This is a genomic window from Candidatus Poriferisodalis sp. (genome assembly GCF_965215815.1).
Classification (GTDB): domain Bacteria; phylum Actinomycetota; class Acidimicrobiia; order Acidimicrobiales; family Poriferisodalaceae; genus Poriferisodalis.
Genome location: NZ_CBDCEO010000012.1, coordinates 13,594 through 37,416, shown reverse-complemented (window position 1 = coordinate 37,416; position 23,823 = coordinate 13,594). Strand labels below are relative to the sequence as shown.

General features: G+C 66.7%; 27 protein-coding genes and 1 pseudogene. 10 read left to right on the top strand and 18 right to left on the bottom strand.

Going from position 1 to position 23,823, the window contains the following annotated elements; all coding sequences use genetic code 11:
- The first annotated feature begins 57 nt into the window (after window positions 1-57).
- The 5 genes from ACOOHB_RS02215 to ACOOHB_RS02195 all read left to right on the top strand — a co-directional run bounded on the left by ACOOHB_RS02215 (window position 58) and on the right by ACOOHB_RS02195 (window position 5,939).
- Window positions 58-855 (top strand): alpha/beta fold hydrolase, encoded by a 798-nt coding sequence (locus ACOOHB_RS02215; RefSeq protein ID WP_420443195.1) that lies wholly within the window; start codon window positions 58-60, stop codon window positions 853-855.
- Between the two features lie 152 nt (window positions 856-1,007).
- Complete coding sequence (locus tag ACOOHB_RS02210) at window positions 1,008-3,308, top strand: xanthine dehydrogenase family protein molybdopterin-binding subunit (protein ID WP_420443194.1); 2,301 nt, start codon at window positions 1,008-1,010, stop codon at window positions 3,306-3,308.
- 154 nt (window positions 3,309-3,462) lie between these two features.
- Window positions 3,463-4,695, top strand: a complete 1,233-nt coding sequence (locus ACOOHB_RS02205) for an acetyl-CoA C-acetyltransferase (protein WP_420443193.1) — start codon at window positions 3,463-3,465, stop codon at window positions 4,693-4,695.
- Between the two features lie 72 nt (window positions 4,696-4,767).
- Window positions 4,768-5,487, top strand: a complete 720-nt coding sequence (gene rpe, locus ACOOHB_RS02200) for a ribulose-phosphate 3-epimerase (protein ID WP_420443192.1) — start codon at window positions 4,768-4,770, stop codon at window positions 5,485-5,487.
- A gap of 5 nt (window positions 5,488-5,492) precedes the next feature.
- Window positions 5,493-5,939, top strand: coding sequence for a hypothetical protein (locus ACOOHB_RS02195; protein WP_420443191.1), 447 nt, complete (start codon window positions 5,493-5,495; stop codon window positions 5,937-5,939).
- Window positions 5,940-5,990: 51 nt separating this feature from the next.
- On the opposite strand, the gene ACOOHB_RS02190 is transcribed toward ACOOHB_RS02195, so the two are convergent.
- The 7 genes from ACOOHB_RS02190 to ACOOHB_RS02160 form a co-directional block, all read right to left on the bottom strand.
- Window positions 5,991-6,626 (bottom strand): ATP-dependent Clp protease proteolytic subunit, encoded by a 636-nt coding sequence (locus tag ACOOHB_RS02190; RefSeq protein ID WP_420443190.1) that lies wholly within the window; start codon window positions 6,624-6,626, stop codon window positions 5,991-5,993.
- Window positions 6,627-6,694: 68 nt separating this feature from the next.
- Window positions 6,695-7,264, bottom strand: a complete 570-nt coding sequence (gene rdgB / locus ACOOHB_RS02185) for an RdgB/HAM1 family non-canonical purine NTP pyrophosphatase (RefSeq protein WP_420443189.1) — start codon at window positions 7,262-7,264, stop codon at window positions 6,695-6,697.
- A gap of 56 nt (window positions 7,265-7,320) precedes the next feature.
- On the bottom strand, window positions 7,321-8,079 hold the full coding sequence (gene rph / locus ACOOHB_RS02180; RefSeq protein WP_420443188.1) for a ribonuclease PH: 759 nt from the start codon (window positions 8,077-8,079) through the stop codon (window positions 7,321-7,323).
- Window positions 8,080-8,095: 16 nt separating this feature from the next.
- Complete coding sequence (locus ACOOHB_RS02175) at window positions 8,096-8,845, bottom strand: MBL fold metallo-hydrolase (protein ID WP_420443187.1); 750 nt, start codon at window positions 8,843-8,845, stop codon at window positions 8,096-8,098.
- A gap of 59 nt (window positions 8,846-8,904) precedes the next feature.
- Window positions 8,905-9,696, bottom strand: a complete 792-nt coding sequence (locus ACOOHB_RS02170; protein ID WP_420443186.1) for a hypothetical protein — start codon at window positions 9,694-9,696, stop codon at window positions 8,905-8,907.
- 59 nt (window positions 9,697-9,755) lie between these two features.
- A complete protein-coding gene (locus ACOOHB_RS02165; protein ID WP_420443185.1) occupies window positions 9,756-10,703 on the bottom strand; it encodes a PLP-dependent cysteine synthase family protein in 948 nt (315 codons plus the stop codon).
- A gap of 36 nt (window positions 10,704-10,739) precedes the next feature.
- Window positions 10,740-11,015, bottom strand: coding sequence for a MoaD/ThiS family protein (locus ACOOHB_RS02160; RefSeq protein WP_420443184.1), 276 nt, complete (start codon window positions 11,013-11,015; stop codon window positions 10,740-10,742).
- A 177-nt stretch (window positions 11,016-11,192) separates the two neighbouring features.
- On the opposite strand from ACOOHB_RS02160, the gene smpB reads away from it, so the two are divergent.
- Window positions 11,193-11,681: an SsrA-binding protein SmpB gene (smpB, locus tag ACOOHB_RS02155; protein WP_420443183.1), complete on the top strand. Its 489-nt coding sequence runs from the start codon at window positions 11,193-11,195 to the stop codon at window positions 11,679-11,681.
- 67 nt (window positions 11,682-11,748) lie between these two features.
- On the opposite strand, the gene ACOOHB_RS02150 is transcribed toward smpB, so the two are convergent.
- The 3 genes from ACOOHB_RS02150 to ACOOHB_RS02140 all read right to left on the bottom strand — a co-directional run bounded on the left by ACOOHB_RS02150 (window position 11,749) and on the right by ACOOHB_RS02140 (window position 15,547).
- Complete coding sequence (locus ACOOHB_RS02150; protein WP_420443182.1) at window positions 11,749-12,576, bottom strand: alpha/beta fold hydrolase; 828 nt, start codon at window positions 12,574-12,576, stop codon at window positions 11,749-11,751.
- Window positions 12,573-13,868: an LLM class flavin-dependent oxidoreductase gene (locus tag ACOOHB_RS02145; protein WP_420443181.1), complete on the bottom strand. Its 1,296-nt coding sequence runs from the start codon at window positions 13,866-13,868 to the stop codon at window positions 12,573-12,575. The genes ACOOHB_RS02150 and ACOOHB_RS02145 overlap by 4 nt, the downstream gene beginning before the upstream one ends.
- Before the next feature lie 113 nt (window positions 13,869-13,981).
- Complete coding sequence (locus ACOOHB_RS02140; protein ID WP_420443180.1) at window positions 13,982-15,547, bottom strand: 4-hydroxyphenylacetate 3-hydroxylase N-terminal domain-containing protein; 1,566 nt, start codon at window positions 15,545-15,547, stop codon at window positions 13,982-13,984.
- Window positions 15,548-15,728: 181 nt separating this feature from the next.
- On the opposite strand from ACOOHB_RS02140, the gene ACOOHB_RS02135 reads away from it, so the two are divergent.
- Complete coding sequence (locus ACOOHB_RS02135) at window positions 15,729-16,211, top strand: hypothetical protein (RefSeq protein ID WP_420443179.1); 483 nt, start codon at window positions 15,729-15,731, stop codon at window positions 16,209-16,211.
- 127 nt (window positions 16,212-16,338) lie between these two features.
- Here the strand turns inward: ACOOHB_RS02135 and ACOOHB_RS02130 are convergent, their stop codons facing one another.
- The 3 genes from ACOOHB_RS02130 to ACOOHB_RS02120 form a co-directional block, all read right to left on the bottom strand.
- A complete protein-coding gene (locus ACOOHB_RS02130; RefSeq protein ID WP_420443178.1) occupies window positions 16,339-16,839 on the bottom strand; it encodes a hypothetical protein in 501 nt (166 codons plus the stop codon).
- A 139-nt stretch (window positions 16,840-16,978) separates the two neighbouring features.
- Window positions 16,979-17,788, bottom strand: coding sequence for a nucleotidyltransferase domain-containing protein (locus tag ACOOHB_RS02125; RefSeq protein ID WP_420443177.1), 810 nt, complete (start codon window positions 17,786-17,788; stop codon window positions 16,979-16,981).
- Between the two features lie 325 nt (window positions 17,789-18,113).
- Window positions 18,114-18,632, bottom strand: coding sequence for an RES domain-containing protein (locus tag ACOOHB_RS02120; RefSeq protein ID WP_420443176.1), 519 nt, complete (start codon window positions 18,630-18,632; stop codon window positions 18,114-18,116).
- A gap of 708 nt (window positions 18,633-19,340) precedes the next feature.
- On the opposite strand from ACOOHB_RS02120, the gene ACOOHB_RS02115 reads away from it, so the two are divergent.
- The gene (locus ACOOHB_RS02115) at window positions 19,341-19,520 is read left to right on the top strand and encodes a helix-turn-helix domain-containing protein (protein WP_420444637.1); all 180 of its coding nucleotides are present in this window, start codon (window positions 19,341-19,343) and stop codon (window positions 19,518-19,520) included.
- Between the two features lie 17 nt (window positions 19,521-19,537).
- Here ACOOHB_RS02115 and ACOOHB_RS02110 read toward each other — a convergent pair.
- From ACOOHB_RS02110 to ACOOHB_RS02095, 4 genes and pseudogenes are all read right to left on the bottom strand, one after another.
- A pseudogene (locus tag ACOOHB_RS02110) lies at window positions 19,538-19,675 on the bottom strand (nucleotidyltransferase domain-containing protein); the annotation flags it as partial.
- A 469-nt stretch (window positions 19,676-20,144) separates the two neighbouring features.
- Window positions 20,145-21,119, bottom strand: a complete 975-nt coding sequence (locus tag ACOOHB_RS02105; protein WP_420443175.1) for a quinone oxidoreductase family protein — start codon at window positions 21,117-21,119, stop codon at window positions 20,145-20,147.
- A 13-nt stretch (window positions 21,120-21,132) separates the two neighbouring features.
- A complete protein-coding gene (locus ACOOHB_RS02100) occupies window positions 21,133-21,705 on the bottom strand; it encodes a VOC family protein (RefSeq protein ID WP_420443174.1) in 573 nt (190 codons plus the stop codon).
- A gap of 100 nt (window positions 21,706-21,805) precedes the next feature.
- A complete protein-coding gene (locus tag ACOOHB_RS02095; RefSeq protein WP_420443173.1) occupies window positions 21,806-22,147 on the bottom strand; it encodes a hypothetical protein in 342 nt (113 codons plus the stop codon).
- Window positions 22,148-22,298: 151 nt separating this feature from the next.
- Between ACOOHB_RS02095 and ACOOHB_RS02090 the strand changes: the two genes are divergently transcribed.
- On the top strand, window positions 22,299-22,733 hold the full coding sequence (locus ACOOHB_RS02090; RefSeq protein WP_420443172.1) for a GlcG/HbpS family heme-binding protein: 435 nt from the start codon (window positions 22,299-22,301) through the stop codon (window positions 22,731-22,733).
- Window positions 22,734-22,776: 43 nt separating this feature from the next.
- Here the strand turns inward: ACOOHB_RS02090 and ACOOHB_RS02085 are convergent, their stop codons facing one another.
- Window positions 22,777-23,502: a hypothetical protein gene (locus tag ACOOHB_RS02085; protein WP_420443171.1), complete on the bottom strand. Its 726-nt coding sequence runs from the start codon at window positions 23,500-23,502 to the stop codon at window positions 22,777-22,779.
- A 123-nt stretch (window positions 23,503-23,625) separates the two neighbouring features.
- Between ACOOHB_RS02085 and ACOOHB_RS02080 the strand changes: the two genes are divergently transcribed.
- Complete coding sequence (locus tag ACOOHB_RS02080) at window positions 23,626-23,778, top strand: hypothetical protein (protein ID WP_420443170.1); 153 nt, start codon at window positions 23,626-23,628, stop codon at window positions 23,776-23,778.
- Window positions 23,779-23,823 lie beyond the last annotated feature (45 nt).

The window sequence follows — 23,823 nt, the reverse complement described above, 5'->3', positions numbered from 1 at the left end:
TCCCGCCGTCTGGACCCGACGGTCCGACATCACACTTCGAACACGGAGACGCTCACCATGACGCTCGTGCTGGTCCACGGCAATCCCGAGACGACCGCCATCTGGGACCGCATGCGGGTCGCTCTCGCGCGCCACGGCGTCGGCCCCGACAATGTTGTAGCTCTCTCGCCCCCGGGATTCGGTGTGCCGGCACCCGACAGCTTCGGCGCCACCATGAACGAATACCGGGATTGGCTCGTCACCGAACTGGAACAGCTGCAGGCGGGCGGCGCAGGGCCGATCGACCTGCTGGGCCACGACTGGGGCGGCGGGCACGTCATGCGCATCGCCATGGAGCGCCCGGACCTGATCCGCTCATGGTGCACCGATGTCATCGGACTGTTCGATCCCGACTACGAGTGGCACGGCGCTGCGCAGGTATGGCAGTCGCCTCGCGGGGAGGCCTCGATCGCGCGCACGACCGGCCGCCCCGACGACGAGAGCGTCGCCTTCTACGCCGGTTTAGGCATGGGCCCCGATGTGGCGGCAGCAGTCGTGCCGCACATCAACGCCGACATGGGGCGATGCATCCTGGCGCTCTACCGCGATGCCTCGCAGCCGGCCATGTCCGGCCTCGGCTTCAACATTGCCGCCGCTGGCCAGCGACCCGGGCTCTGCATCTTGGCGGCTGGCGACCACTTCACCGGTGGCGGTGTCATGCATCGCCGAGTCGCCAAGCGCGCGGGCGCGCGGGTCACCGAGCTGCTCGACGTAGGCCACTGGTGGATGTGCGAGAACCCGGGCTTCGCGGCGCACACCGTGGCGAGTTGGATGACATCGCTCGACAGGGCCAGCACCGCACCGTCGGGCACCTGAACCGGCCCGGTCGCGGCGCCCCCTCCGGCGCACAGTGCCGGTTCAACGTTGGGCTACTGTCGCGGCTGATGCCGGGCCGCGCGCGGCTGGGTACACAGTTCTGACCGCAATCTGTCGCCGCTCACGGGGCGTCGGACACAAGGGGGCAAGCGATGGCCGCATCGGGCTCGATCCTGGGGAATCCTGTACAGCGCCGGGAGGATCCCGGGCTGCTGACCGGGGCGAATCATTACGTCGACGATCTCGACATTGATGCGGCGAAGGTCGCGTTCGTGCGCTCGCCCGAGGCACATGCCGTAGTCACCTCGGTCGACACCTCTGACGCGGAGTCGATGCCGGGTGTGCTGGCGGTGTACACCGCCGACAACATGCCCATGGACGCCTTCCAGGGCTTCCCGATGATCGACCCTGCGTACAACCGGCCGCCGCTGGCAGCGGACAGAGTGCGTTACGTCGGCGACCTTGTGGCTGCGGTGGTAGCGGAGTCCCAGAGCGAAGCCAACGATGCGGCCGAGATGGTGAGCGTCGAGTACAGCTCGCTGCCGATCGTGTCCGACATCGAGGCTGCGCTGTCGCCGGACTCGCCGGTCGTGTGGGAAGGCCAGGACTCCAACGTCTGCTTCGCCCACATCGCACCCGATGCCGAAGTGCAGGATGCGGGTGACCCGTTCGAAGGCGCCGACGTGGTGGTGTCCGAGCGCATCGTGACCCAACGCCTCGCCGGCGTGCCCATGGAGCCGAACGGCTGCGTCGCCGTGCCCGGCGACGGCGACTCGATGACCCTGTACCTGTCCACGCAGGCGGCCCACTCGATGCGCGATGCGCTTGCGCCGGCGCTGGGTCTCGAAGCCGATCAACTGAGGGTCATTGCGCCGTGGGTTGGTGGCGGCTTCGGTCCCAAGGCGGCCTGCTACGTCGAATACATCGTGGCCGGCAAGGCAGCTCAGGCCCTCGGCCGACCAGTCCGCTGGACCGAGAGCCGCACCGAGAACATGCTTTCGATGGTGCAGGGCCGCGCCATGGTCATGAACACCGAGATGGGCGTGCGCAACGACGGCAGCATCGTGGGCCTGCGGGCAAATGTGGTTGCCGACGCAGGGGCGTACCCGGTCATCGGGGCGATCCTGCCGCTGCTCACCGGCATGCTCTCCCAGGCCGTGTACGACATGCCGATGATTCACTTCAAGGCATACACCGTCATCACCAACACCACCCCGATCGGCGCGTACCGGGGTGCGGGACGGCCAGAGGCCACCCAGATGGTCGAGCGCATCCTGGACAAGGCGGCCGCTGCGATCGGCATGGACCCGGCGGAGATGCGTCGCAAGAACTTCCTCCAGCCCGACGCCTTCCCTGCGACGTTGCAGACTGGGGTCGTCTACGACTCGGGCGAATACGAGCGGTCGCTGGATGCGGTGCTCGAAGCATCGGGCTATGCGGACCTTCGTGCCCAGCAGCGGGCGCGCCGCGAGGCCGGCGACTCGAAGCTGTTGGGCATCGGCGTCTCGTCGTATGTGGAGATCACCGCTCCGGTGGGTCTGCACGTGGAGTACGGCAGCACCGAAGTGCACGAGGACGGGACAGCGACGATCCGTGTCGGGACGTCCAGCCACGGCCAGGGCCACGCCACGACTTTCGCCCAGATTGTCGAGGGCGTGCTGGGCATTTCCATGGACGATGTCACCCACATCGACGCCGATACCGCTGAGGTGCCTTCGGGTGCTGGCACGCTGGGCTCGCGGTCGCTGCAGACCGCTGGCTCGGCGGTGTACCTGTCGAGTCAGGCCGTGCTGGAGAGGGGCAAGCAGCTTGCTGCTCACCTGCTCGAGGCTTCCGCCGACGACATCGTGATTGCCGAAGGCGGCCTGGCGGTAACCGGCGTGCCGACCAGCTCGGTGAGCTGGGCCGACATCGCCAAGCTGGCCAGCGACGACAGCGCCCGTCCTTCGGGCATCGAGGCGGGCCTGATGGCCGAGGAGAACTTCGACGGGACCGATGCCACGTTCCCATTCGGCTCCCACGTCTCCGTGGTCGAGATCGACAGCGACACCGGCGAGGTCGAGCTGCTTCGCCATATCGCCGTCGACGACTGCGGCACCATCATGAACCCGCTCATCGTCAATGGCCAGCAGCACGGCGGCATCGCGCAGGGAATCGCGCAAGCGCTGTTCGAGCACGTGGAATACGACGACGACGCGAACCCGCTGAATGCCAGCATGCTGGACTACCTGATCCCGTCGGCGGCGGAGCTGCCCAGCTTCGAAGTGTCCAACACCGAGACGGCCAGCCCCCGCAACCCGCTGGGTGCCAAGGGGATCGGCGAGTCGGGCACCATCGGCTCGACGCCTGCGGTGCACAACGCCGTGTGCGATGCGGTCGCCCACCTGGGCATCGACCACATCGACATGCCCTGCAGCCCCCAGAACGTCTGGCGAGCCCTGCAGAACGCCTGACCCTCGCCACAACACACGGTTTCTCGCTTGCGAGGTTGTTCGCGCTCGCCGGTGTACTCGGACGAAGTGCCTAGCAATGACGTAGCCTCTGGGCTCGCACACGCAGCGTGACCGGCCCAGCCGAGGGTGGGGCGCGCCAGAGAAGGGACACCTCATGAGCACAGATGCCGCGACCGATCCGGTCATTGTCGCTACCGCACGCAGTCCGATCGGCCGAGCATTCAAGGGCTCGCTGACCGAGATGCGGCCCGACGACATGACCGCACAGATCGTCACCAAGCTGCTCGACAAGGTGCCCGATCTCCCTCGCGACGAGATCGAAGACCTGATGCTGGGCTGCGGACAGCCGGGCGGCGAGGCCGGCTTCAACATCGCTCGGGCCTCGGCAATTCTTGCCGGACTTGAGAACGTACCCGGCACGACAGTCAACCGCTATTGCTCGTCGTCGCTGCAGACCATCCGCATGGCCGCACACGCCATCCGTGCCGGCGAAGGCGATGCATTCATCTCCGCAGGCGTCGAGTGCGTGAGCCGTTACACCAAGGGCAACTCCGACAGCCTGCCGGGCACGACGAACTCGCAGTTCCAGGCCCCCGGCGAGCGGACCAAGGTTCGCTCTGAGGGCGGCCATGGCGACTGGACGCCAGCAGAAGGAGTCCTGCCCGACTTGTACATCGCGATGGGCCAGACCGCCGAGAACGTCGCGGAGCACCGCAACGTCAGCCGCCAGGCCATGGACGAGTACGGCGTGATGAGCCAGAACAAGGCCGAGGCGGCCATCACTCGCGGCTTCTTCGAGATGGACATCACACCGCTCGAGCTGCCCGACGGCACGATCGTCAGCGCCGACGACGGACCGCGTGCGGGCGTGACCTACGACGCCGTGGCGCAGCTCAAGCCGGTGTTCCGGCCCGACGGTCGCGTCACCGCCGCCAATGCCTGCCCACTCAATGACGGAGCCGCAGCGGTTCTGGTGATGAGCCGCAAGCGTGCCGAGGAGTTGGGCATCACGCCGCTGGCACGCATCATTTCCTCCGCGGTCTCGGCGCTGAACCCCGAGATCATGGGCCTCGGCCCCATCGAGGCCTGCAAGAAGGCACTGGAGCGTGCGGGCATGACGATGAGTGACATCGACATGGTCGAGATCAACGAGGCATTCGCCGCCCAGGTGATTCCTTCGGCCGACGAGTTGGGCATCGACATGGTCGATCAGCTCAACCTCCACGGCGGTGCCATTGCCTTGGGTCACCCGTTCGGCATGACCGGCGCCCGCATCATGACCACGCTGCTGAACGGTCTCGCCGACCGCGACGAGACCTTCGGGCTCGAGTCGATGTGCGTCGGCGGCGGTCAGGGCATGGCCATGATCGTGGAGCGACTGAACTAAGTCGCCGCCGTTGGGGGCGTCTCCCCCGATAACTGCCGCGCCTGACGGGTTCGCGTCGGCAACACTGGCCGAGTGAACGTGAGCTCTACGTCGACACCGCGGCCCATCGAGATCGTCCCGTCGGTCCTGCCTGCTGACTTCGCGCGCCTCGGGGACGAGTGCACTGCGCTGGCCGAGGCCGGCGTCGACCGGATTCAGTGGGACGTCATGGACGGCGTGTTCGTGCCGAATCTCACGTTCGGCCCTGACGTCATCGCGGCCTGCCGTCCCCATGCAGACGTGCTCTTCGAAGCTCACCTCATGGTCGTCGACCCCGACCCGATGCTCGGTGCCTACGTAGATGCCGGCTGCGAAATGCTGATCATCCACGCCGAGTCGGTCACCCACCTGCACCGAACGTTGAGCCAGGTGGCCGAGCTGGGCGCCAGGCCCGCGGTGGCGATCAATCCATCGACGCCGATCGAGGCCGTGGCCCATGTGCTCGACCTCGTCGACATGGTGCTCGTGATGACCGTCAACCCCGGTTTCGGCGGTCAGGCGTACATCTCGACAATGGAGCCCAAGATCGCCGCGCTGCGCCAGCTCATCGATCAGCGTGGTTCAACGGGCGCATCGGGTTCGGGCATCGACATCGAGGTCGACGGCGGCATATCGGCAGACACCATCAGCGGCGCAGCGGCGGCAGGTGCCAACGTCCTCGTGTCGGGCAGTTCGCTGTACCGCTACGCCGAGGGGCTCGCGTACGGCGTCGCGGACCTGCGTTGCCGTGCCGAGGCTGCATCCCGAGCGTGATGGCCGTGGCAGCTCGCCGGCGCTGGCTCCTCGTTGTTGCCGCCGCCGTGGTGATCGTTCTTGCCGTGCGCGTGACGCTGTTGCGCGACAGCGGGGAACCCTCCGTCGAAGAGTTCTGCGAGGAGTTTGCGCACCTGCTGGTGGTCGACGAGCTGAGCCTGACGGTCAACCCGAATGACGACGCAAGCGCCCGCGACGCGATGGACCGCACCGCCCGCCAATTCGCCGACGCCGCAGAAGCCGCACCAGCGGAGATTCGCCCGGACGTGCAGTTGCTGGCCGACCTGACCGCCGCACTTCGAGATGCTGTCGCCGACACAGCCTCACGGGAGACCTTTGACCGCGCCGCTGCGCTGATAGCGGCTCAGGATCCGTTCCTCGAGACCCAGGACGCTGCTGCGCAGCGAGTCGTCGACTACGTCACCCGCCATTGCATTGCTGCGCCCGGCTAGACCGGACGCACGAGCATTGCTGCGCCCGGCTAAACCGGCCGCGATGAGGGCTTAGGTCATCTCGCCGCGCTTGACGATCACGTGATCGCACAAGCCGTAAGCCTGGGCTTCCTCTGCAGTGAACCAACGATCCCGCTCGGAGTCGATCAGGACCTGATCGACATCCTGGCCGCTGTGGTGGGCGACTCGCTCGGCCATCAACCGCTTGATGTAGGCCATCTGCTCTGCCTGGATGGCGATGTCAGACGCCTGGCCCCGAACGCCGCCAGATGGCTGGTGCATCATCACCCGGGCGTGCGGCAGGCAGTAGCGCTTGCCAGGCGCGCCGGCGGTCAGCAGGAACTGACCCATCGAGGCTCCAAGCCCCAGACAGACCGTGGCCACGTCGCACGCAACGAACTGCATCGTGTCGTAGATGGCCATGCCAGCAGTGACAGAACCGCCGGGGCTGTTGACGTACAACGAGATGTCCCGACCGCGATCCTGACCCTCCAGGTACAGCATCTGTGCACATACGACGTTGGCCAGATGGTCGTCGACCTCGTCGCCCAGGAACACGATGCGGTCATCCAGCAGCCGGTTCGAGATCTGGGTCCAGCCGGACACCCCGCCTGACTCGAATGCACGCTGCTCGAACCCACGCTCCGAAGCGGGGCTCGGGTGCTGGGCGGATGGAAGGTCGGTCATGCGGCGCAGGTTACCGACGAGGCCATCTTGCCCAGCAGGGTGACCGCAACCGGCTGCCACCGAAGCTGTCAGAGCTGGCTGGCCAGTGCACGCAGCGCCCGGCCCCGATGGCTGATCCGATTCTTCGCATCGGAAGTCATCTCTGCGAACGTCAGCGGAGCTGCCTCGTCGGGACCGAAGACGGGGTCGTAGCCGAAGCCATGGTCGCCGCGCGGTTCCATCACGATGGTCCCGTCTACGAGACCGTCGGCCAACACCTCGCGCCCGTCGCCGAATACGACAGCGACCACGGTACGAAAGCGGGCAGTGCGCCGCGGCGGGGGCACATCAACCAGTGCCGCCATGAGCTTGGCCAGGTTGGCGACCGGGTCCGCCTCGGGTCCCGCATAGCGGGCGCTGTGCACGCCGGGCGCGCCGCCGAGCGCGTCGACCTCAAGACCGGTGTCATCTGCGATGGCCGGCTCGCCGGTGGCTGCGTGCACGAACCGGGCCTTGATGAGCGCATTCTCTGCCAGGGTCTCGCCGTCTTCGGCCACTTCGCCGAGGTCGCCGGGCCGTGGCACGATCTCCGCTTCGGGCAATGCCTCACGCAGCACGTCGGCGATCTCGATCGCTTTATGCGGGTTGGCCGATGCCATTACGAGCCTCATGCCGTCGGGGCCCTCTCAGCGCATGTGTACGGAGTTGTTTGGCCTCAAGATGGCGGCGTGGCCAAGGCGGCTCGCTGCAAGTTGACAATCTCGCTGATGCCCGAACGGGCCAGTGCCATCATCGCCCCGAGCTGAGCATCGTCGAACGGGTCTCCCTCGGCGGTGCCTTGCACTTCGACAAAGCGGCCCCCACCGGTCATCACCACGTTCATGTCCACCTCGGCTCGGGAGTCCTCCTCGTAGGGGAGGTCCAGGCGGGCTTCGCCGTCCACGATGCCCACCGAGATGGCAGCGCATTCGTCGGTGAGCGGGTGTTGGCTGATTGCCCCACTGAGGACCAGGCGGGTGCAGGCATCGTGCAGGGCCACGTACCCACCGCAGATCGACGCAGTGCGCGTACCGCCGTCGGCCTGCAGGACGTCGCAGTCAACGGTGACCTCACGCTCTCCGAGCGCTGCCATGTCGCACACCGCCCGCAGTGCCCGGCCGATCAAACGCTCGATCTCGAGCGTGCGGCCTTTCTGCTTGCCGCGCTTGGCTTCACGGCCGACGCGTTCACCGCTGGAGCCCGGCAGCATCGCGTATTCGGCGGTGACCCAGCCCGTTCCTCGGCCGCGCATCCAGCGCGGCACGCCGTCGTCAATGGACACGGTGCACAGCACCCTGGTGCGGCCGAACGACACCAGCACCGAGCCGGGTGTCTGATCGGTGAAATCGCGTTCGAAAGTGACTGGGCGCAGCTCGTCAGGCGTCCGACCATCAGCGCGCGTCACCGCGGGGGTCCGGCCGTCGGTGCGCTCCACAGCGGGGGTCCGGCCATCACGCCCAGAAGGTCGCGCCGGTGCGGGCAACCGACACATCGCCGTAGAACACTTCGCCAGCCTCCGTGAGATGGTCCTGCGGATCCGAGCCAGGCGGCACATGGGTCACGACGAGTTTTCGTGCACCCACGTCGTTGGCATCGGCCGCCAACCACGCAGCACTGACGTGGGGGATGTCGGGGCTGTCAGTCGCTTGGAGCAGCGTTCCCTCCCCCACAACCAGGTCCGGTGCGGGCCGCCCGGCGTCGCGGCTGAGCGCAGCGAGCGCCCAACCCCGGCCGGTGTCGGAGGTGTACACGATGGACTTGCCGTCGGACTCGAAACGCATTGCAAGCGTCTCGACCGGATGATCGGTGCGGGAGAACAGCACGTCGATGTCGCCGACACGCGCTTTCGACGAGTCCTTCACCATCTCCCAGCCGAAGAGGTCCGAGCTGTCGCCGTAGGCCTCGGTGACCTCCCGAACGCCGCTGGTAGCAAGGACGCGAATGCGCTCAATGCCCATGTAGTACTTCGCGGCGTTGTAGACAACCGGCAGCTCGGCGCAGTGATCCGGGTGGTGATGGCTCACCAGCAGTGCATCCACGGCCTCGAGCGCCACGTGCTGCTGCAGGTTTGCGAACGTGCCAGGGCCGCAGTCCACCCACAGCGTCGTTGTGTCGCTGCGCACGAGGTAGCCGCTGCAGGACTCGCCAGCGGCGGCATAGCTGCCTGAACAACCCAAGACCGTCACCGAGAGCTCGCTCACGGAGGCCGATACTACGCAGGAAGGCGACGCGGCTCACATTGCGCCGGAGTCAGCGAACTTCAGCCCGTCTGACAGCGCGTGCCCGCTTCGAGCGACCGGAGGATTCCGGTGCCGTCCAAAATGCCGGTGAGCCTGCCGCCGCTGGTTGCGAGCACAACTGAGGCCGGTTCGCTGACGGTCGCGGGGCGGAACGTGGCAGCGGGGTATGCCTCGGCCACCTCGCTACGCGTCGCGCCGATGCCGATCCCTTCGGCGGTGCGCAGGAGGTACGGGTCGGGTCCGAACGATCCCAGCCGCCACGTCATGAAGTGCTCTTCGGCGGCATCGCGATGCTGGTACCGGTCTTCGGGATTCCCGAACAGGGCCAGCACGCCCGGCCATTCCACGACTCGCAGACGGCTGCCGGGACAGTCTCCGTAGATCGAGAACGTATCGATCCATCCGGTGTCGGTCAGCGGCTGGCCGAGCGAAGTGGTCAGGGCACCGAGGGCAGCCTGCACGCCGGCACCGAAGCTCACCAGACCGAGGCCGTCCCCGGCCAGGACCACCCCTTCAGGGTTCGGAACTGCCGCGGCCCCCAGCCGTTCGGATGCCGTTGTCTGTGCCGGCGCGTCGCCGGGTGTCGCAGCGGCACCGTCGGCATCGGACGGAACCGTCACCAGTACTGCAGCCGGCCGCTCCGATGACGGTTGTTCCGGCAGCAACGTCGTCTGGGTGATGTCGAGCGACAGCGCAGTCGTGGGCGGCGAGGTGGGGGCAACCAGGATCGGCGGGCTCGTGCACGCACCGGCCGACAGCGCCAGCGTGACAACGAGCGCCGCGGCTCTGCGACGGGAACCCATCTCGCCCATGTCGTCAACGGTACGACGGCGACCCAAGAGAACAGCAGCAGGAAATCAGGAACAGCGAATCAGAAATAGATGACGTGCTCGGCGTTGGCAGCCGCTGCATCGAGGTCGTCAGTCCAGGCACCGACGGAGAGGTACTTCCAGCCGTGGTCGCTCACCACGAACACGATGACGCCTTCGTCGATGTGGGCAGCGGCCTTACGGGCCCCGGCCAGCGCCGCTCCGCCCGAGATGCCCGAGAAGACGCCCTCTGTCGCCAGCATTCGTGTCGCTTCGATCGACTCACGTGGGCGGACGATCATCTTTCGATCGAGCAGGTCGGCACCGCCCCAGTTCTCAAAGATGGGAGGCACGTACCCGTCGTCGAGGCTGCGCAGCCCTTCGACCTGCTCGCCAGCGGGAGGCTCGACAGCCCACACCTGCACTCCGGGCGCACGCTCCTTCAGGTACCGCCCGACGCCCAGCAGCGTCCCGCTGGTGCCCAGCCCCGCCACGAAGTGGGTGATGCCAGGCACGTCGGCCAAGATTTCGGGACCCGTGGTTCGGTAGTGAATCTCGGGGTTCGCCTCATTTCCGTACTGGTAGAGCATCGTCCAGTCGGGGTTCGCTTCTGCCAGCTCCAGGGCGAGCCGCACGGCGCCGTTGGATCCCTGCTCGGCCGGGCTGTCGATGATCTCGGCACCGAAGATCTCGAGCATCTGGCGCCGTTCAGCAGTGACGTTGCCCGGCAGCACGATCATCACCCGGTAGCCGCGGCGCCGCCCGAGCATGGCCAGCGCAATGCCCGTGTTGCCCGAAGACGGCTCGATGATCACCGAACCGGGTGGGAGTTGGCCCTCAGCTTCGGCACGGTCCAGCATTGCCAGCGCCACTCGGTCCTTCACGGAGCCGGTCGGGTTCTGCCCTTCGAGCTTGGCGTACAGCGCAACTGACGGCTTGGGGCTGAGCCCGCTGACATCCAGCGTGGGAGTGCCGCCGATCAGCTCGTCGACGCAGCGATAGACGGCCACGAGCTAGCTCAGCGCCGGGGCCGGGGCGATGCCGGCTCAGCCGCCAGCGACGGCTGGCAGGATTGACAGCTCGTCACCATCGGCCAGCGCAGTGTCCATCTGAGAGAGGTACCGCACGTCCTCGTCATTGACGTAGAGGTTGACGAAACGGTGCAGGCTGCCGTCTTCGGCGAGCAGATTCGGGGCGATGCCGGGGAACTGGCCGACCAGCCACGACACTGCCTCGGCCACGGTGCTGGCTTCGGCGTCGACCCGCGACTGCCCGTTGGCGTGGGGACGCAGGACGGTGGGCAAGCGGACGGTGACAGCCATCGGAGCTCCCGGTTCGGCGGCGTTGGGGTAGACGAACTGTGGTCGGGGGAATCTGACCGCGCCACGGCAATTCCCGACCTGATCACTCAGGATTCTACGGGCCGCGACCGCTGCCGCCTACTACCGCTCTGGATGGGCGGCGCTGGTGCGACGACCGCCAGCCGTACCCTCGGGCTGATGGCGGAGGACCGGAACGTCGTGGCATCGAACCGGCGCGCACGACGCAACTACGAGGTGCTCGACACCTTCGAGTGCGGCATGGTCCTGCGCGGCACCGAAGTGAAGTCGCTGCGCGCCGGCGGGGCCCAGATGGGTGACGCATACGCCCGCGTGCGCAACGACGAGATGTGGCTGATGGGCATGCACATTGCCCCGTGGACCCACGCATCGCCCACCATGGGCCACGAAGTGGAACGCCCCCGCAAGCTGCTCATGCAGCGTGCCGAGATCAACCGTTTGCGAGCCCGCACGGAGCAGGACCGGTTGCAGCTGATCCCGCTGGAGATCTACTTCCGCGATGGGCGAGCCAAGCTGGAACTCGCCTTGGCTCGAGGCCGTCGCATGTACGACAAGCGCCAGGCGATCCGCAAGCGAGAGACCGATCGCGAGGCGCAGCGAGCGCTGAGACATGGGCCGCCTAACGGCAGCGAGACATCGGCCCGCTGACGGCCGCGAGACATCGGCCCGCCTGACGGCCGCGAGCCACCGGTCGGCGTAACTGGAGCCAGCCGGATCAGGCGAAGGCCGCGGCAGCGATCCGGGCGACCCCGGCGGGCTGATCGAAGTCGACCTGGTGGCCGGCATCGTCCACCAAGTGCGTGCCCACCACGTTCGGCAGCGCCTCGGCCCAGCGCCCCAGGTACGAGGCCGGGATGATCCGGTCCTTGGCCCCGTGCACCAACGTCACGGGGTTGGTCACCCGGTGCAGTCGGGCCGCCAGACCCCACTCGGGCAGCGGCCAGATCAACTGCGCCGCGGCCGTCCGTGTGAGGTAGCGGTGCACGCCGTGCTCCACCACCATGTCCGCCGGCAGATCGGCCGGATCGTCGAAGAACGCCGCTGAAGCTGATACGTCTTCGGTCAGCATGGCCCGCTGCACGCTCAGCGTGGTGCCGAAGGGATCGGCCACCGGGTCATCGTCATCCCACAAGCCGAACGGCGCGACGAGCACCATCGGCCCGAACGCCTCGGGCCGTATCGCCGCTAGCTCGAGCGCCAGCATGGCGCCCACACTGGAAGCCACCAGCGGGGCGCCCGTCAGCCCAGCCAGATCGACGACCTCGCTCGTGGCAACCACCCAGTCGTGCAGGTTGCGCAGGCCATCGGCCTCGCTGGAACCGGTGAATCCGGGCAGGCTCGGCGCCACCACGCGGTTCGGGGCTGCAGCCAACTCGTCCAGTACGGCATGTACTCCGGGATTGCCGAGCATCCCGTGCAAGTAGCCCACCGTGGGACCCTCGCCGAGCTCGACCAAACCGATGTGCCCGTCTCGGTACCGCAGCGTGGACGGCGCGAAATGGCCCGCCAGCGGCGAACTGACGCCTGTCAAATCAGGGCTCACTGGGCGCGGCTCCCCACGGGCGCCAGCTGATGGTCAGTCTTGGGCCACCAGTGGTCCTCGTAGTCGTCCTCAAAGAGACCCGCAACCTCAGGCATCACCTTGGTGGCGTACATCTCGGTGTTCATCTTCACCAGCTCGGGATCCATGTTGCCGAAATGGCTGAAGACCATGAGATGGCCGATGTTCATGGTGGTGGCCAGCTCGTGCACCTGCTCGGTGACCTGGGTGGGGTTGCCCAAGATGATGTAGCCCTTGGAGACCATCTCCTCGAACGTCAGCTTCTTGGAACCATACGACGCCTTGGCCGCACCCGCCTTGGCGGCATCGGCCGCCCTGGCCTCGCTGCGGGCGGTGGCCTCCCGTGCTGCTCGCTCGACCATGCCCTCCACACCGGCTCGCACGGTGTTGGGCGTCTTGTAGCCCGGCGGGTCGGCGAATCCGGCGTACACATGCAGGCAGGTGTTGAAGAAGTACTCGGCCGGCTCCCGGTACAGATCCCACGCCTCCGCCTCGGTGTCGGCCACGGCGATGAACTGGGCGAAGCCACCCTGGAACGGGTTGGTCTCCTTGCCCATCTCCTGGACCTTCTTCCAGAAACCCTGCATGGTCCGCAGCCCAGCCTTGTAGCCGAAGTAGCTCAGGTAGCAGTAGACGAGGTCCTCGGCGGCGCACCAGTCCCACGTGTCCACCGAACCGCCGCCGGGAATCCAAATTGGCGGGTGCGGCTTCTGCACCGGGCGGGGCCACACGTTGACGTAACGCAGCTTGTTGTAGTTCCCGTTGAAGCTGAACACCTCGTCGGCGGTCCACGCCTGGCGGATCAGGTCGACACCCTCGTGGTAGCGCTCCCGCAGCGTGGCCGGGTTCTGGCCGTATGCGTAGATCGTGTCCATCGGCGAACCCACCGGGAAGCCGGCGATCATCCGCCCGCCGGTGATCGCGTCGAGCATCGCGATCTCCTCGGCCACTCGCAGCGGCGGGTTGTACAGCGCCACGGAGTCACCCAGCACCACAATGTTGGTGTCAGGGCAGTTGCGTGACAGCGCCGCGGCGATGATGTTCGGGCTCGGCATCAACCCGTAGCCGTTGGAGTGATGCTCGTTGATGCCGACGGCGTCGAACCCGCATGTCGCCGCGAACTCGAGCTGGTCGAGATAGGTGTTGTAGGTCCGGTGCCCGACGGTCGGGTCGTAGAGCTTGGGGTCGATGTCAACCCACACCGATCGGTGCTCCTCGGGGAAATCCGGCGGGAGCTCCGGGTACGGCATCAGGTGGAAGAAGATCGACTTCACGACGTGCTCCTCGTAAGGCTCGACAGGCAGGCGAACGCGGCGGGCAGAAAAAATCTACTCCGCGTTCGACTCTGAGTTGTGACTGGCGTTACGGCTGGTCGAACGAGCGCGGCTCAGCCCAGATCGCGTCCGACGATCGACACGTCGTCGGGATTGAAGAAGCCGGGCATGGTCCAGCCGTCGAGGTCGTACTCGGACATGCACTGCTCGGCGAAGCCTTCGAGCATCTGGGTCATGGAGCCCATACCTGGCACCTCAAAGTCGGCCACCGCCAGATTCTCGAACCTGATCTGTTCGCTGTTTCCTGCGTAGTTCCGCTCGTACAACTCGTGGCGGCCGCCGAATTCGCTGGCAGTGGCGTCCCACAAGAGCTTCATGATCTTCATCCGGTCCAGCGCCGGGATGCCGTTCGACCCCCGCACGTACTTCTCGAGATACGGCCGAATCTCGTCGGATTTGAAGTCCGCCGCGTTGGAGTTCACGTAGATCAAGCCCGAGGCCACCACTGACTGGATGATCTCCTTGACCCGCGGATAGAAGTAGGGCGTGAAGGTCCGGTATGCCATGCCGTAGATCAGTGAGGGCTGCACCGCGCCGTTCTCCCACGGATCGGGGCTCTTGCACATGGCGTCGCTGAGCCCCCACATCAGGTTGCGGATGGCGATCACCTCGCCGAGATTCGCCTGCACGCCGCGGAAGTCGCGGGTGCCGGTAGCCCGAAGCGCCTTCGACAGCAGACCCGCAATGAAGTCGAGCTTCACGCACAGCCGAGCGAGGCCGTGGAACGTGAAGCGGGGAATGAAGCCTGACGCGGGAAAGAAGTTGTTGGCGGTCTCGAGATCGCCGTACAGGAAGACGTTCTCCCAAGGGATGAGCACCTTGTCGAACACCAGGATCGAGTCGTTCTCGTCGAGCCGGCTCGACAACGGGTAATCGAACACGCTGCCGGTCGCTGCGGCCTGCAGCTCGTAGGAGTTGCGGCAGATGAGCTTCACGCCTTCGCAGTCCATCGGCGTCGTGCAGACGATGGCGTACTCGGGCTTCTGGATTGGGACCGGGCCGAAGTGGGCGATGAAGTTGTAGTGCGTCAGTGCCGAACCGGTAGCAACCACCTTGGCGCCCGACACGATCAGGCCGTTGTCAGTCTCCCGCTCGACGTGCATGCACACCTCGCCGGCCTCGTCGGCGCCAAGGTGGCGGTCGACCGGTGGATGAACGATGGCGTGGTTCCAGTAGGACACCTCTTCTTGGGAGCGCTTGTACCAGTACTGGGCATTGTCGTAGTAGTCGCCGTAGAACTCAGGGAACGCTCCGAGCGTGCCCAGGAACGAGGCCTTGTAGTCGGGGCTGCGGCCCATCCACCCGTAAGTCAGGCGCTGCCAGCCCGCAATGGCGTCCCGGGCCCCCACAAGGTCGTCTGCGCTGTGGGGCACCCGGAAGAACTTGTGGGTCTTGCCGCCCGAACCGGTGTCCGTCTCGCACATCAGCACGTCCTGCTGGTCAGGATCGTGCAACGCGTCGTACAGGCGGGCAATCGAGCGCACGCTGTTGCGGAACGCCGGATGCGTCGTGACGTCGCGCACCTTGTCGCCGTGGAAGTAGACCGTGCGCCCGTCGCGCAGGCTTTCGACGTACTCGTCGCCGGTCATCGGAGACCATGTCTCGACTGAGTCGCTCATTGCTCCCCCTGTCAGGTTCCCCGAATGCGGCTCGACACTAACGCAGGACGCTGACAGGGAGTCTTGCTCAGCAACGAAACTGAGTCAACTCACTTTAGAACCACGATGGCGCCAGGATGAATCACCCCGGGTTGCGTAGAGACTCGGGTTGTTGAGTCACGGCCGGGGTGGCTGTGACGGTTTGACAGTAGAAGGCGGTTTCGTGGTCGGCGGGTGTGGTGTAGCTGCCGCGGCCGGCGAGCAGGGCGCTGTGGCTGCGTCGGTGGTTGTACCAGTCGATGTATTCGAGGATGGCGAACTCGACGTCGGGATCGTTCTGGCGTCGAGTCACCACAACGCCGGGTGGATTGAGTTGGTGTGGGCTCGGGCGCTGCTGACCGGCCCGTACTACACCGATCACACGCCTGAGGAGGATCGGTGGCGTCTCACAGACGTCGAGATGCGGCGCTCGGCGAGGGCTGTGGCGATCTGGGAGGACGACTACGACCGGGCGGTCGGTGCAGTTGACGTGGCTGCGCACTCGGCCGGAGTGAAGTCGCCCTACTTGCACATCGGGCGGCGCATGAGCGCAGCGGCGTTCGCGGCGGGGCCGCGCCCGGACGACACCGTGGTGTGCGTGTCGATCGAGATGCTCGATCCCGCACGCTCCGAGGACCTGTACTGAGTCCTGGTGGCCGATCTGGGGCTGGCTCGCCGGCGCGTGCCTCTGTGGGGCAGCGTTGCGGCCGCTGCGGCTGTGTGCGTGTGGACCGTCTTCGCTGCGAGCTGGGGCTGACCCCGAGGCGGGAACTTCAGGCGGTGGCGGGGACCAGGGCGACGCGCAGGTACAGGCGGTCGTCGAAGCTGTTGGCGCCGGGCTGGACACCTTTGGTCTGGGGGGTGCCGTCGATCCGGCCGGAGCCGAAGCCGTCCGCGAGCGTGTTCCACAGTTGGTGGCCGTCCTTGATGGCGGGCTCGATGCCGAGCCGGCCGGGATCGAGGGCTCGCATGGCCTCGACGGGGCACCCCAGGTCGAGGTAATTGCGCAGGACGCGGGCGCGTAGCGATCCCAGGTGGTCGTCGAGAGCGCGCTGGGGCGGGTGGGGGAACCCGTCGACGAGGACGTGGATGTCCCCGACGCGCACGACGCGGCCGGCTGCGGGATCGAGGACGGCGACCGCGCACGCCGGGGGCGTGCGGTCGCCTGCGTCGGACGCCAACGAGTCGACGGTGCGCACCGCTGCGTGCATGTGCCGCACCAAGTCCCCGGCAGAGGCGTCGGGCGGCGGCGCTGCTGTGGCGATGTCGGTCATGGACTGCGATGGTCCGGCAGGGTCCGCCACCGCTCCAGGGACGCTCATGCGTCGGGCCCGAACGCGACCGACAGCCAAAGAGGAAGGTCCTCGACGGCCGCTCCGGATCGGCACTGCGGAGCGGAGCGGGGGCTGTCGGTCACAGACTGATGCCGGGGTCGTCTGTGTGGCGGATCGGTCCGTCGAGGACCTCAGAGACACGCCAGACTCGGCGGTCCCAGCGGCTGAGTTCACGTCCGGAGATGCCCTGGCGGCGGCACTGGTCGGCGGCAACAGCAGCGATGTTCATCGCAGCCATGCAGTGCTCCCGCAGGCTGTCCTCGGAGGGCAGTTCGGGTCGGTTGTCGACGTAGGTCGATCCTTGCCGCCACTGGTCGAGATTGTCCAGGTCGACTGCGCTGCCCGCCAAGGTGGCGAAGGCGGAGCGGACCCCTTCGAGGTGGTGATGCTCGTCATCGTCGCCTTCGTCGGCAGCGTCGATCTCATCAATGTTGGGGCGCAGATTGGTCGTGAGGCGGGCCAGGGCGTTGGGCATGTCCTCGAAGCGGCTGGCCAGCTCGCCGGTGGGGTTGGAAGGCAATCCGATCTCCTTGTCCCAGTCGATCCCCCTATGGCGGCCGGTGTCGACCAGCTCGACCGCGTGGCCGGCTATGCGCGCCTCGACCGAGCACGGCACCTTGGTGGTGCGCACCGCCCACTCGGGGGCGTCGGTGACCATGACGTCCACGGGGCACCCCGCGGCGTCGCTGGCCTTGGACTCCAGCGCGCAGCGCCGCTTGGCCCGTCCGCTGTAGTCGCCCAAGTCGTCGTAGATCGCCACCAGGTCGATATCGCTGCGCTCGGTGGCGCGGCCCTTGGCTACCGAGCCGAACAACAGAACCCGGCCAGCGCCGACGCTCACCAGCTCGTCGGCTGCACGCTGGGCAGCAGCAATGTCCGGAGCGGCCATGTGCCGAGATTACCGGACCGCCCAATGTCAAAGACTGCGGTGCTTGGGCGTCAGACTTTGCCGCGGAGGATCCACCGAGGAATGAACCAAGTCTGATCGTGTTCTCGCTGACGCGTGAAGGAGCATCAGATGACGATCAGCGAGGGTCGGCGTCGACTGTGTCCCTCTCGGCTGCGATCCGTGACGCAGGAGCCGCCGCTTCGGTGCGCTCCGACCGAGCCACACTCTTTGCTGCACTCAACGATGTGAGTGCGTTCGATCGAGCTGAGGTCACCGGCGATCGAGCCCTGTTGCAGTCCCTGCTGGCAAACCTGACTGAGGCACCTCAGAAATGGGCCATCCTTGACAGCAGCACCGCTTGGGGGCGGCCTTCGGCGGTCGCCGCCCATCCCACAAGATCAGGCCGGGTTCCGAATAGGGCGATGACCTGTGCGTCCCGGTCGGGACCGGGCCGCATCCCTTCATCCACCCGCCAGCCCCGCGCCCCGCCGGGCTGCAACGCTGCCGAAGGCGCTGTGAGGCCGTCGGCGTTGCCTCGGTGCGTGCTTGCGAACTGCCTGCAAGTCGGCCACGTCGTCGGATCGCCCGTCATCGTCGCCAGCGGCAAGTCGGGCTGAAGTGATGGCGGCTCGCCGATCTCCACGGCCCATAGCGCACGCCGGATGGTGCCGATGTCGGCAGGGTCGCTGATCTCCTCGTGGCGCAGGAATTCTGCCCACGCGCCGTCGGGCGTGTCGCAGAAATAGTGGGTCAGATCGCCTTCGTCATTCCAGCGGCCGGCAGGCTGCGACGCGTCTTCTCGGAGGAACGGAAAGCGGGGATCGGCGTGACGGAAGGTGATCACGTCGCGGGCGACGACACAAGCGCACTGGCAAGCTCACGAACGCCAAGCGCTGCGGGGTCATCTGGGGACCACTCCTCGCCGAGCACCGCGGCGGGAGTGGCGCCGTTCAGCCGTGATCGCGGTCGGTCGAACCAACGCCTGACGCCGATGTCGTTGTACGCGCCGGCCAGATCGCCCGCAACGAGAGCCAGAAAGTGCACGCGGGCGGCCACCGGGTCAGGGGTAGCTCGCTCGCCCGAGTGATACCGCCGCGCACTCGACGGCGAGATTCCCAGGAGCCGGACCAGCAGCTCGAGACCGAGGACCTCCACCAGCGCGGGCCACTCGTGCCCCGGCGCAGGCGACTGCTCCAAGGCGTCAATGATCTTCGTCACCAGCGCCGAAAGCCGGGCAGGCTCACAAGTGCGCAACTGTTCGAGCTCGGCAACGAAAACGTCGCCGATGCCGGCTTCGGTCATCCCCGACTGAAGCTGTTCGAGCGCAGAAAAGTCCAGACAGGTGACCTGCCCGCGCAGCAGTCCCATTGCGTCAGCACGACTCAACGCCGCGGCTGTGAGAGACGCCAGCCCGAGTTCGTCGAATGGACTGTCAACGGAATCCATACGGAGATTGCGCACAGTCCGTAACATATCCGATATCCGGGATGCGCACGACGCTGTCAGCTGTGTGGGGTGCGATCGGAGATTTGCCAGGCTCTCGAAGTGTTCGATGCCCGACGCGGCCCGCCAGATGGGCCTGTCAAGGGGAACCGTCGCCAAGTGGTGGCATCGCTGCCGGTGCGAGGGCGAGGCGGGGCTGGTTGAGCGGTTCAGCCGGCCGCAACGATGCCGTGCGGCGTCGCTGGCCTTGGACTCCAGCGCGCAGCGCCGCTTGGCCCGTCCGCTGTAGTCGCCCAAGTCGTCGTAGATCGCCACCAGGTCGATATCGCTGCGCTCGGTGGCGCGGCCCTTGGCTACCGAGCCGCACAGCAGCACCCGGCCAGCGCCGGCGCTCACCAGCTCGTCGGCTGCACGCTGGGCAGCAGCAATGTCCGGAGCGGCCATGTGCCGAGATTACCGGACCGCCCAATGTCAAAGACTGCGGTGCTTGGGCGCCAGGAGCGGATCGGGTATCGGGCGTGGCCAGCCGCCGAGGTTCGGGAGAGGTTCTGCTCAGCTACGCCGACCGAGGGGATAGCTTCAGCGGAATGCTGACGGCCTACGCCAACACAGCCGGGGCGATGCTGCTACTTGGGGTCCTAGCGGCACTTTCGCAGATGGGGCCGCATCATCGGCTCCCGCGAATGGGGGGTGACTCTGGTGTACTTCGGGGTCGCCGGCCTGTTGTACCTCGGCGCAGCGCTCGTGATGGGTTCGAGGCCGCCCAACTGCTCCGGAGTGCGTTGGACAGCCAGCCGTGATGGATCGTCGCTCAGTCAGGTCGGCTACCAGCGCGGCGGCCCGCGAGATCAAGGCGTGTGCCACAAGCAGCATGACGGCAGTGCCCACGGGTACCGCGAACACCTCGGTCGATTCAGGCTGAGGGGATGAGCAGGACCTTCCCAGTCGTTGCCCGGCCCTGGAGGGCCTCATGGGCGCTGCGTGCGTCCGACAGTGCGAAGCGGGCGCCGATACGCACGTCGAGGCGACCATCGGCGATCCATCCGAAGAGGTCGCCCGCTCGGCCCTCGAGCTCGTCGCGGGTGAGCGTGTGATGAGCAAGCGTCGGCCGTGTCAGAAACAGCGATCCCCCGGTGGACAGCCGCAGCGGCGCCAGCGGCGGCACCGGTCCCGAGGCGTTGCCGAAGGTGGCCATCGTCCCCCGCGGCCGCAGGACCTCCAGGCCTCGCTCGAAGGTGTCAGCGCCCACCCCGTCAAAGACCACGTCAAGGGGCCGGGGGCCGGCGATCCGCTCCACGGCGTCGCCGAAATCCTCGTCGCGGTAGTTGATGACGTGATCGGCGCCGGCACCCGTCGCCAACTCGACCTTCTCCTGCGAGCCGACGGTCGTGAAGACCTCGGCGCCGCGGAGCTTGGCGATCTGGATGAGCAGCAGCCCGACGCCCCCAGCGCCGGCGTGGATGAGGCAGCGATGCCCAGGCTCCAGCGGGAACGTGGAGCAGGCCAGAAAGTGGGCCGTCATGCCCTGCAGCATCGTCGCGGCTCCCAGCTCGGTGCTGATGCCCTCGGGCAGCACGATCGCAGCAGCGGCGGGCACTCGCGCCTTGTGTGCATACGTACCCGTGTGTGACGTCCACGCCACCCGATCGCCGACCGCAAGCCCTACGACGCCGTCGCCTATCTCAGCAACGGTGCCTGCGCCCTCCACGCCCGCGATGAACGGCAACGGCTTGGGGTACAGACCGCTGCGGTGATAGGTGTCGATGTAGTTGACACCCGAAGCCTCGAGCTCGACGACGACCGTCCCCGCGTCAGCGACCGGGTCGTCCACCTCGGTCCAGACGAGCGCTTCGGGCCCGCCGGGTTCCGTTACCTGTATTGCTTGCATGTGGGCGGCAGGCTCAGGCGTTGCTGAAGTTCGTCTCGTACTCGGTGGTGTCGACCAGCAGGTCGTCTTCGGGCAGGATCTTGGCGTAGTTAAGCGCGCCGTTGATGTCGTGCTCCCAGACCTCGGCCGGCAGTTCGTAGAGCACTTCGACGCCATAGCCGTTGGGATCATTGATGTAGACGCTGTGCGTCATGCCATGGTCGACCCGCAGGTTCATCTTGACGTCGTTTTCCTTGAGGAACTGCACCTGCTCCAGCCAGGACTCCCGGTCGGGATAGGAGATGGCGATGTGGTTCACCGCGCATTCGCTGTCGAACATGTCCCACTCCTCGGGCGGCGCCGGAAGGTTCGGAAGCTCGACCAGGGCGACGTCGTGGTGGTTCACGTCGTCGACGACACCGCTGTAGAACTGCATCTTCACGGGAGGGACGTCATAGTTCTTCGGATCCAACGCCCCGACCTGCTTGAAGCCCAGCAGGTCGCACCAGAAGCGGTGCGACTCCTCCATGTTGCGGACGTTGAGCACGAGGTGGTTCACGCCCCGCGGCGTGACCGCCGTGCTGCGCTTCTTGATGATTTCGCTCATGGGCTACCCCCTGGACATGCGACCGATGCCTACGGCCGACCGCAGCTTCCTTGCGCCGAGCCTAGCCTCACTCACCTGTTGACCGAGAAACTGACTGCGCTCAGAACGCCTCCAGCCGAGGCTTGACCTCTGCAGCGATCCACTCCGGAATCGTGTCGTCCTCATGGCAGAAGTGCTCGAACACCACCTCGTCGAGGCCGAGATCTCGCAGCTGCCCGACGTGATCGACAAGCTGCTCCACCGATCCGCGCCACGGGCCGTGGCCGGCCGCGATGGCGTCTTCGAGGCTGATGCTCGAGCCCTCGGGAGCCATCATGTCCAAGAAGCGTTGCAGCGCCATCCCTTCTTGGTGCTCGGCGGCAATGCGCAGCGTGCGCCGAGGCCCATGACGAACACCGCTCCCATCCCAGCGGTGTGGCCTCTCCGATGATGATGCCGACATCCACGGCTCGCTCCCCCAGCTGGCAAGCGCCTCTGCCCTCACCCCGATCAGTCACCCCGATCAGTCACTCCGATCGGGCGATGCGCAGCGGTGCGTGTGCGTGCCGGAGCGTAGTCTCGGCGCGATTGCCGACCCGGAGCCGAAGAACAGCATGGCTGACGACTCAGACACAGCGCCAGGACACTCACTGACACTCGCAGGCGCCCGCAAGGCGCTCGATGCTGCGCTGGCCAAGGCCGAGGCCATGGGCAAGCGGTTCTGCATTGCGGTGACCGACCCCTCGGGCGAGTCGATTGCCACTGCCCGCATGGACGGCGCGCCTCGGCTGTCGGCTGGCATCGCCCTCAACAAGGCCTACACGGTGGCCGGCTTTGGCGGCATGCCCAGCGGCAACTGGTGGAATCTCATCAAGGACGAACCCGCGCTGGTGCACGGCATCACCCACACGCCGCGGCTCATCGTGTTCGGCGGTGGTGTCGGAATCTTCGTGGACGGCACCTTGGTGGGTGCCATCGGTGCCTCAGGCGGTTCGGCCGACGAGGACACCGAGGTGGCCCAAGCCGGCGCAGACGCAGTCGCCGGCTAGCTGCCGTAGTTCATCGGTGCCCGGTCATCCCGGGTCCCGGAACTCAACTCTGGCGCTTTGCCAGCCACTCCTCGAATTCGGGGCGCCGGTCCTTCGCAATAGGGAAGGTGCCGATCGAGCTCTCGCCGGCAGCGACCCGCTCGATGGCCCATTCCTCTTCGATCTCCTGGGCGTAGGAGTCGTTGGCGACCTCTTCGGCGAGCAGCGCCGGGATCACTAAGGCCCCTTCGCCGTCGCCCACGATGATGTCGCCGGGGAACACGGTGACGCCGGCGCAGGCGATCGGCACCTGGTGTTCGAGCGGCGTGTGCAGCCGCCCGAGCGTCGCTGCGTGAGATGACTGGTGGTACACGGGCAGGCCGACGTCAGCCACGGCGGGCGTGTCACGCAGGGCGCCGTCGGTGATGAAGCCTGAGGCGCCGAGGTGCTTGATGCGCATGGTGAAGATGTCGCCAATGGTGCCGGCGTGCGGCTCGCCCCGGGCTTCCACGATGAGCACCTCTTCGGGCTCGACCGATTCGACAGCTCGACGCTGTGCGTTCGGACCCTGCAGCCGACGCTCGAAATCCTCACGCTTGGGCACGAAACGCAGCGTGTGGGCGTAGCCGAGCATCCGCTGCCCGTCGTTGAGTGGCCGCAGGCCGTTCAGGAAGCTGTTCTGCATTCCGCGACGCTGCATCTGGCCCGCCAGCGTGGCAGTGGACACGGCGTTGAACTTCATGCGCATGTCGTCTGTGAGCTCCACCGGGCGGTGTGCGTCGTCAGCCATGGTTTCTCCCATGCTCGGCCCGAATGGGCACCAGGTACAGCGCTCTGAACGGTCTCGCGCCGCCAGCAATGTAACCACGCTCAGCCAGAAGACGAAGTCGATGGAGAAGAGGGATTTGCTCACGTGACCGAGACCACCGGTCTGAGCGCGCAGTTCGGCGGGGTCCTTACGCTTGACCGCATGTCGATCCCGTTCCCGAATGGGACGATGCAGGCTGGTTGGTCCGAATGGCTTCGGCCCGACGTGCTGCTCTCGACTCACCTGCTGCGTAACTGAGCCGTCAGTGTCGGCGGCGAATGTCGGTACTGGCAAGGCCGAAGC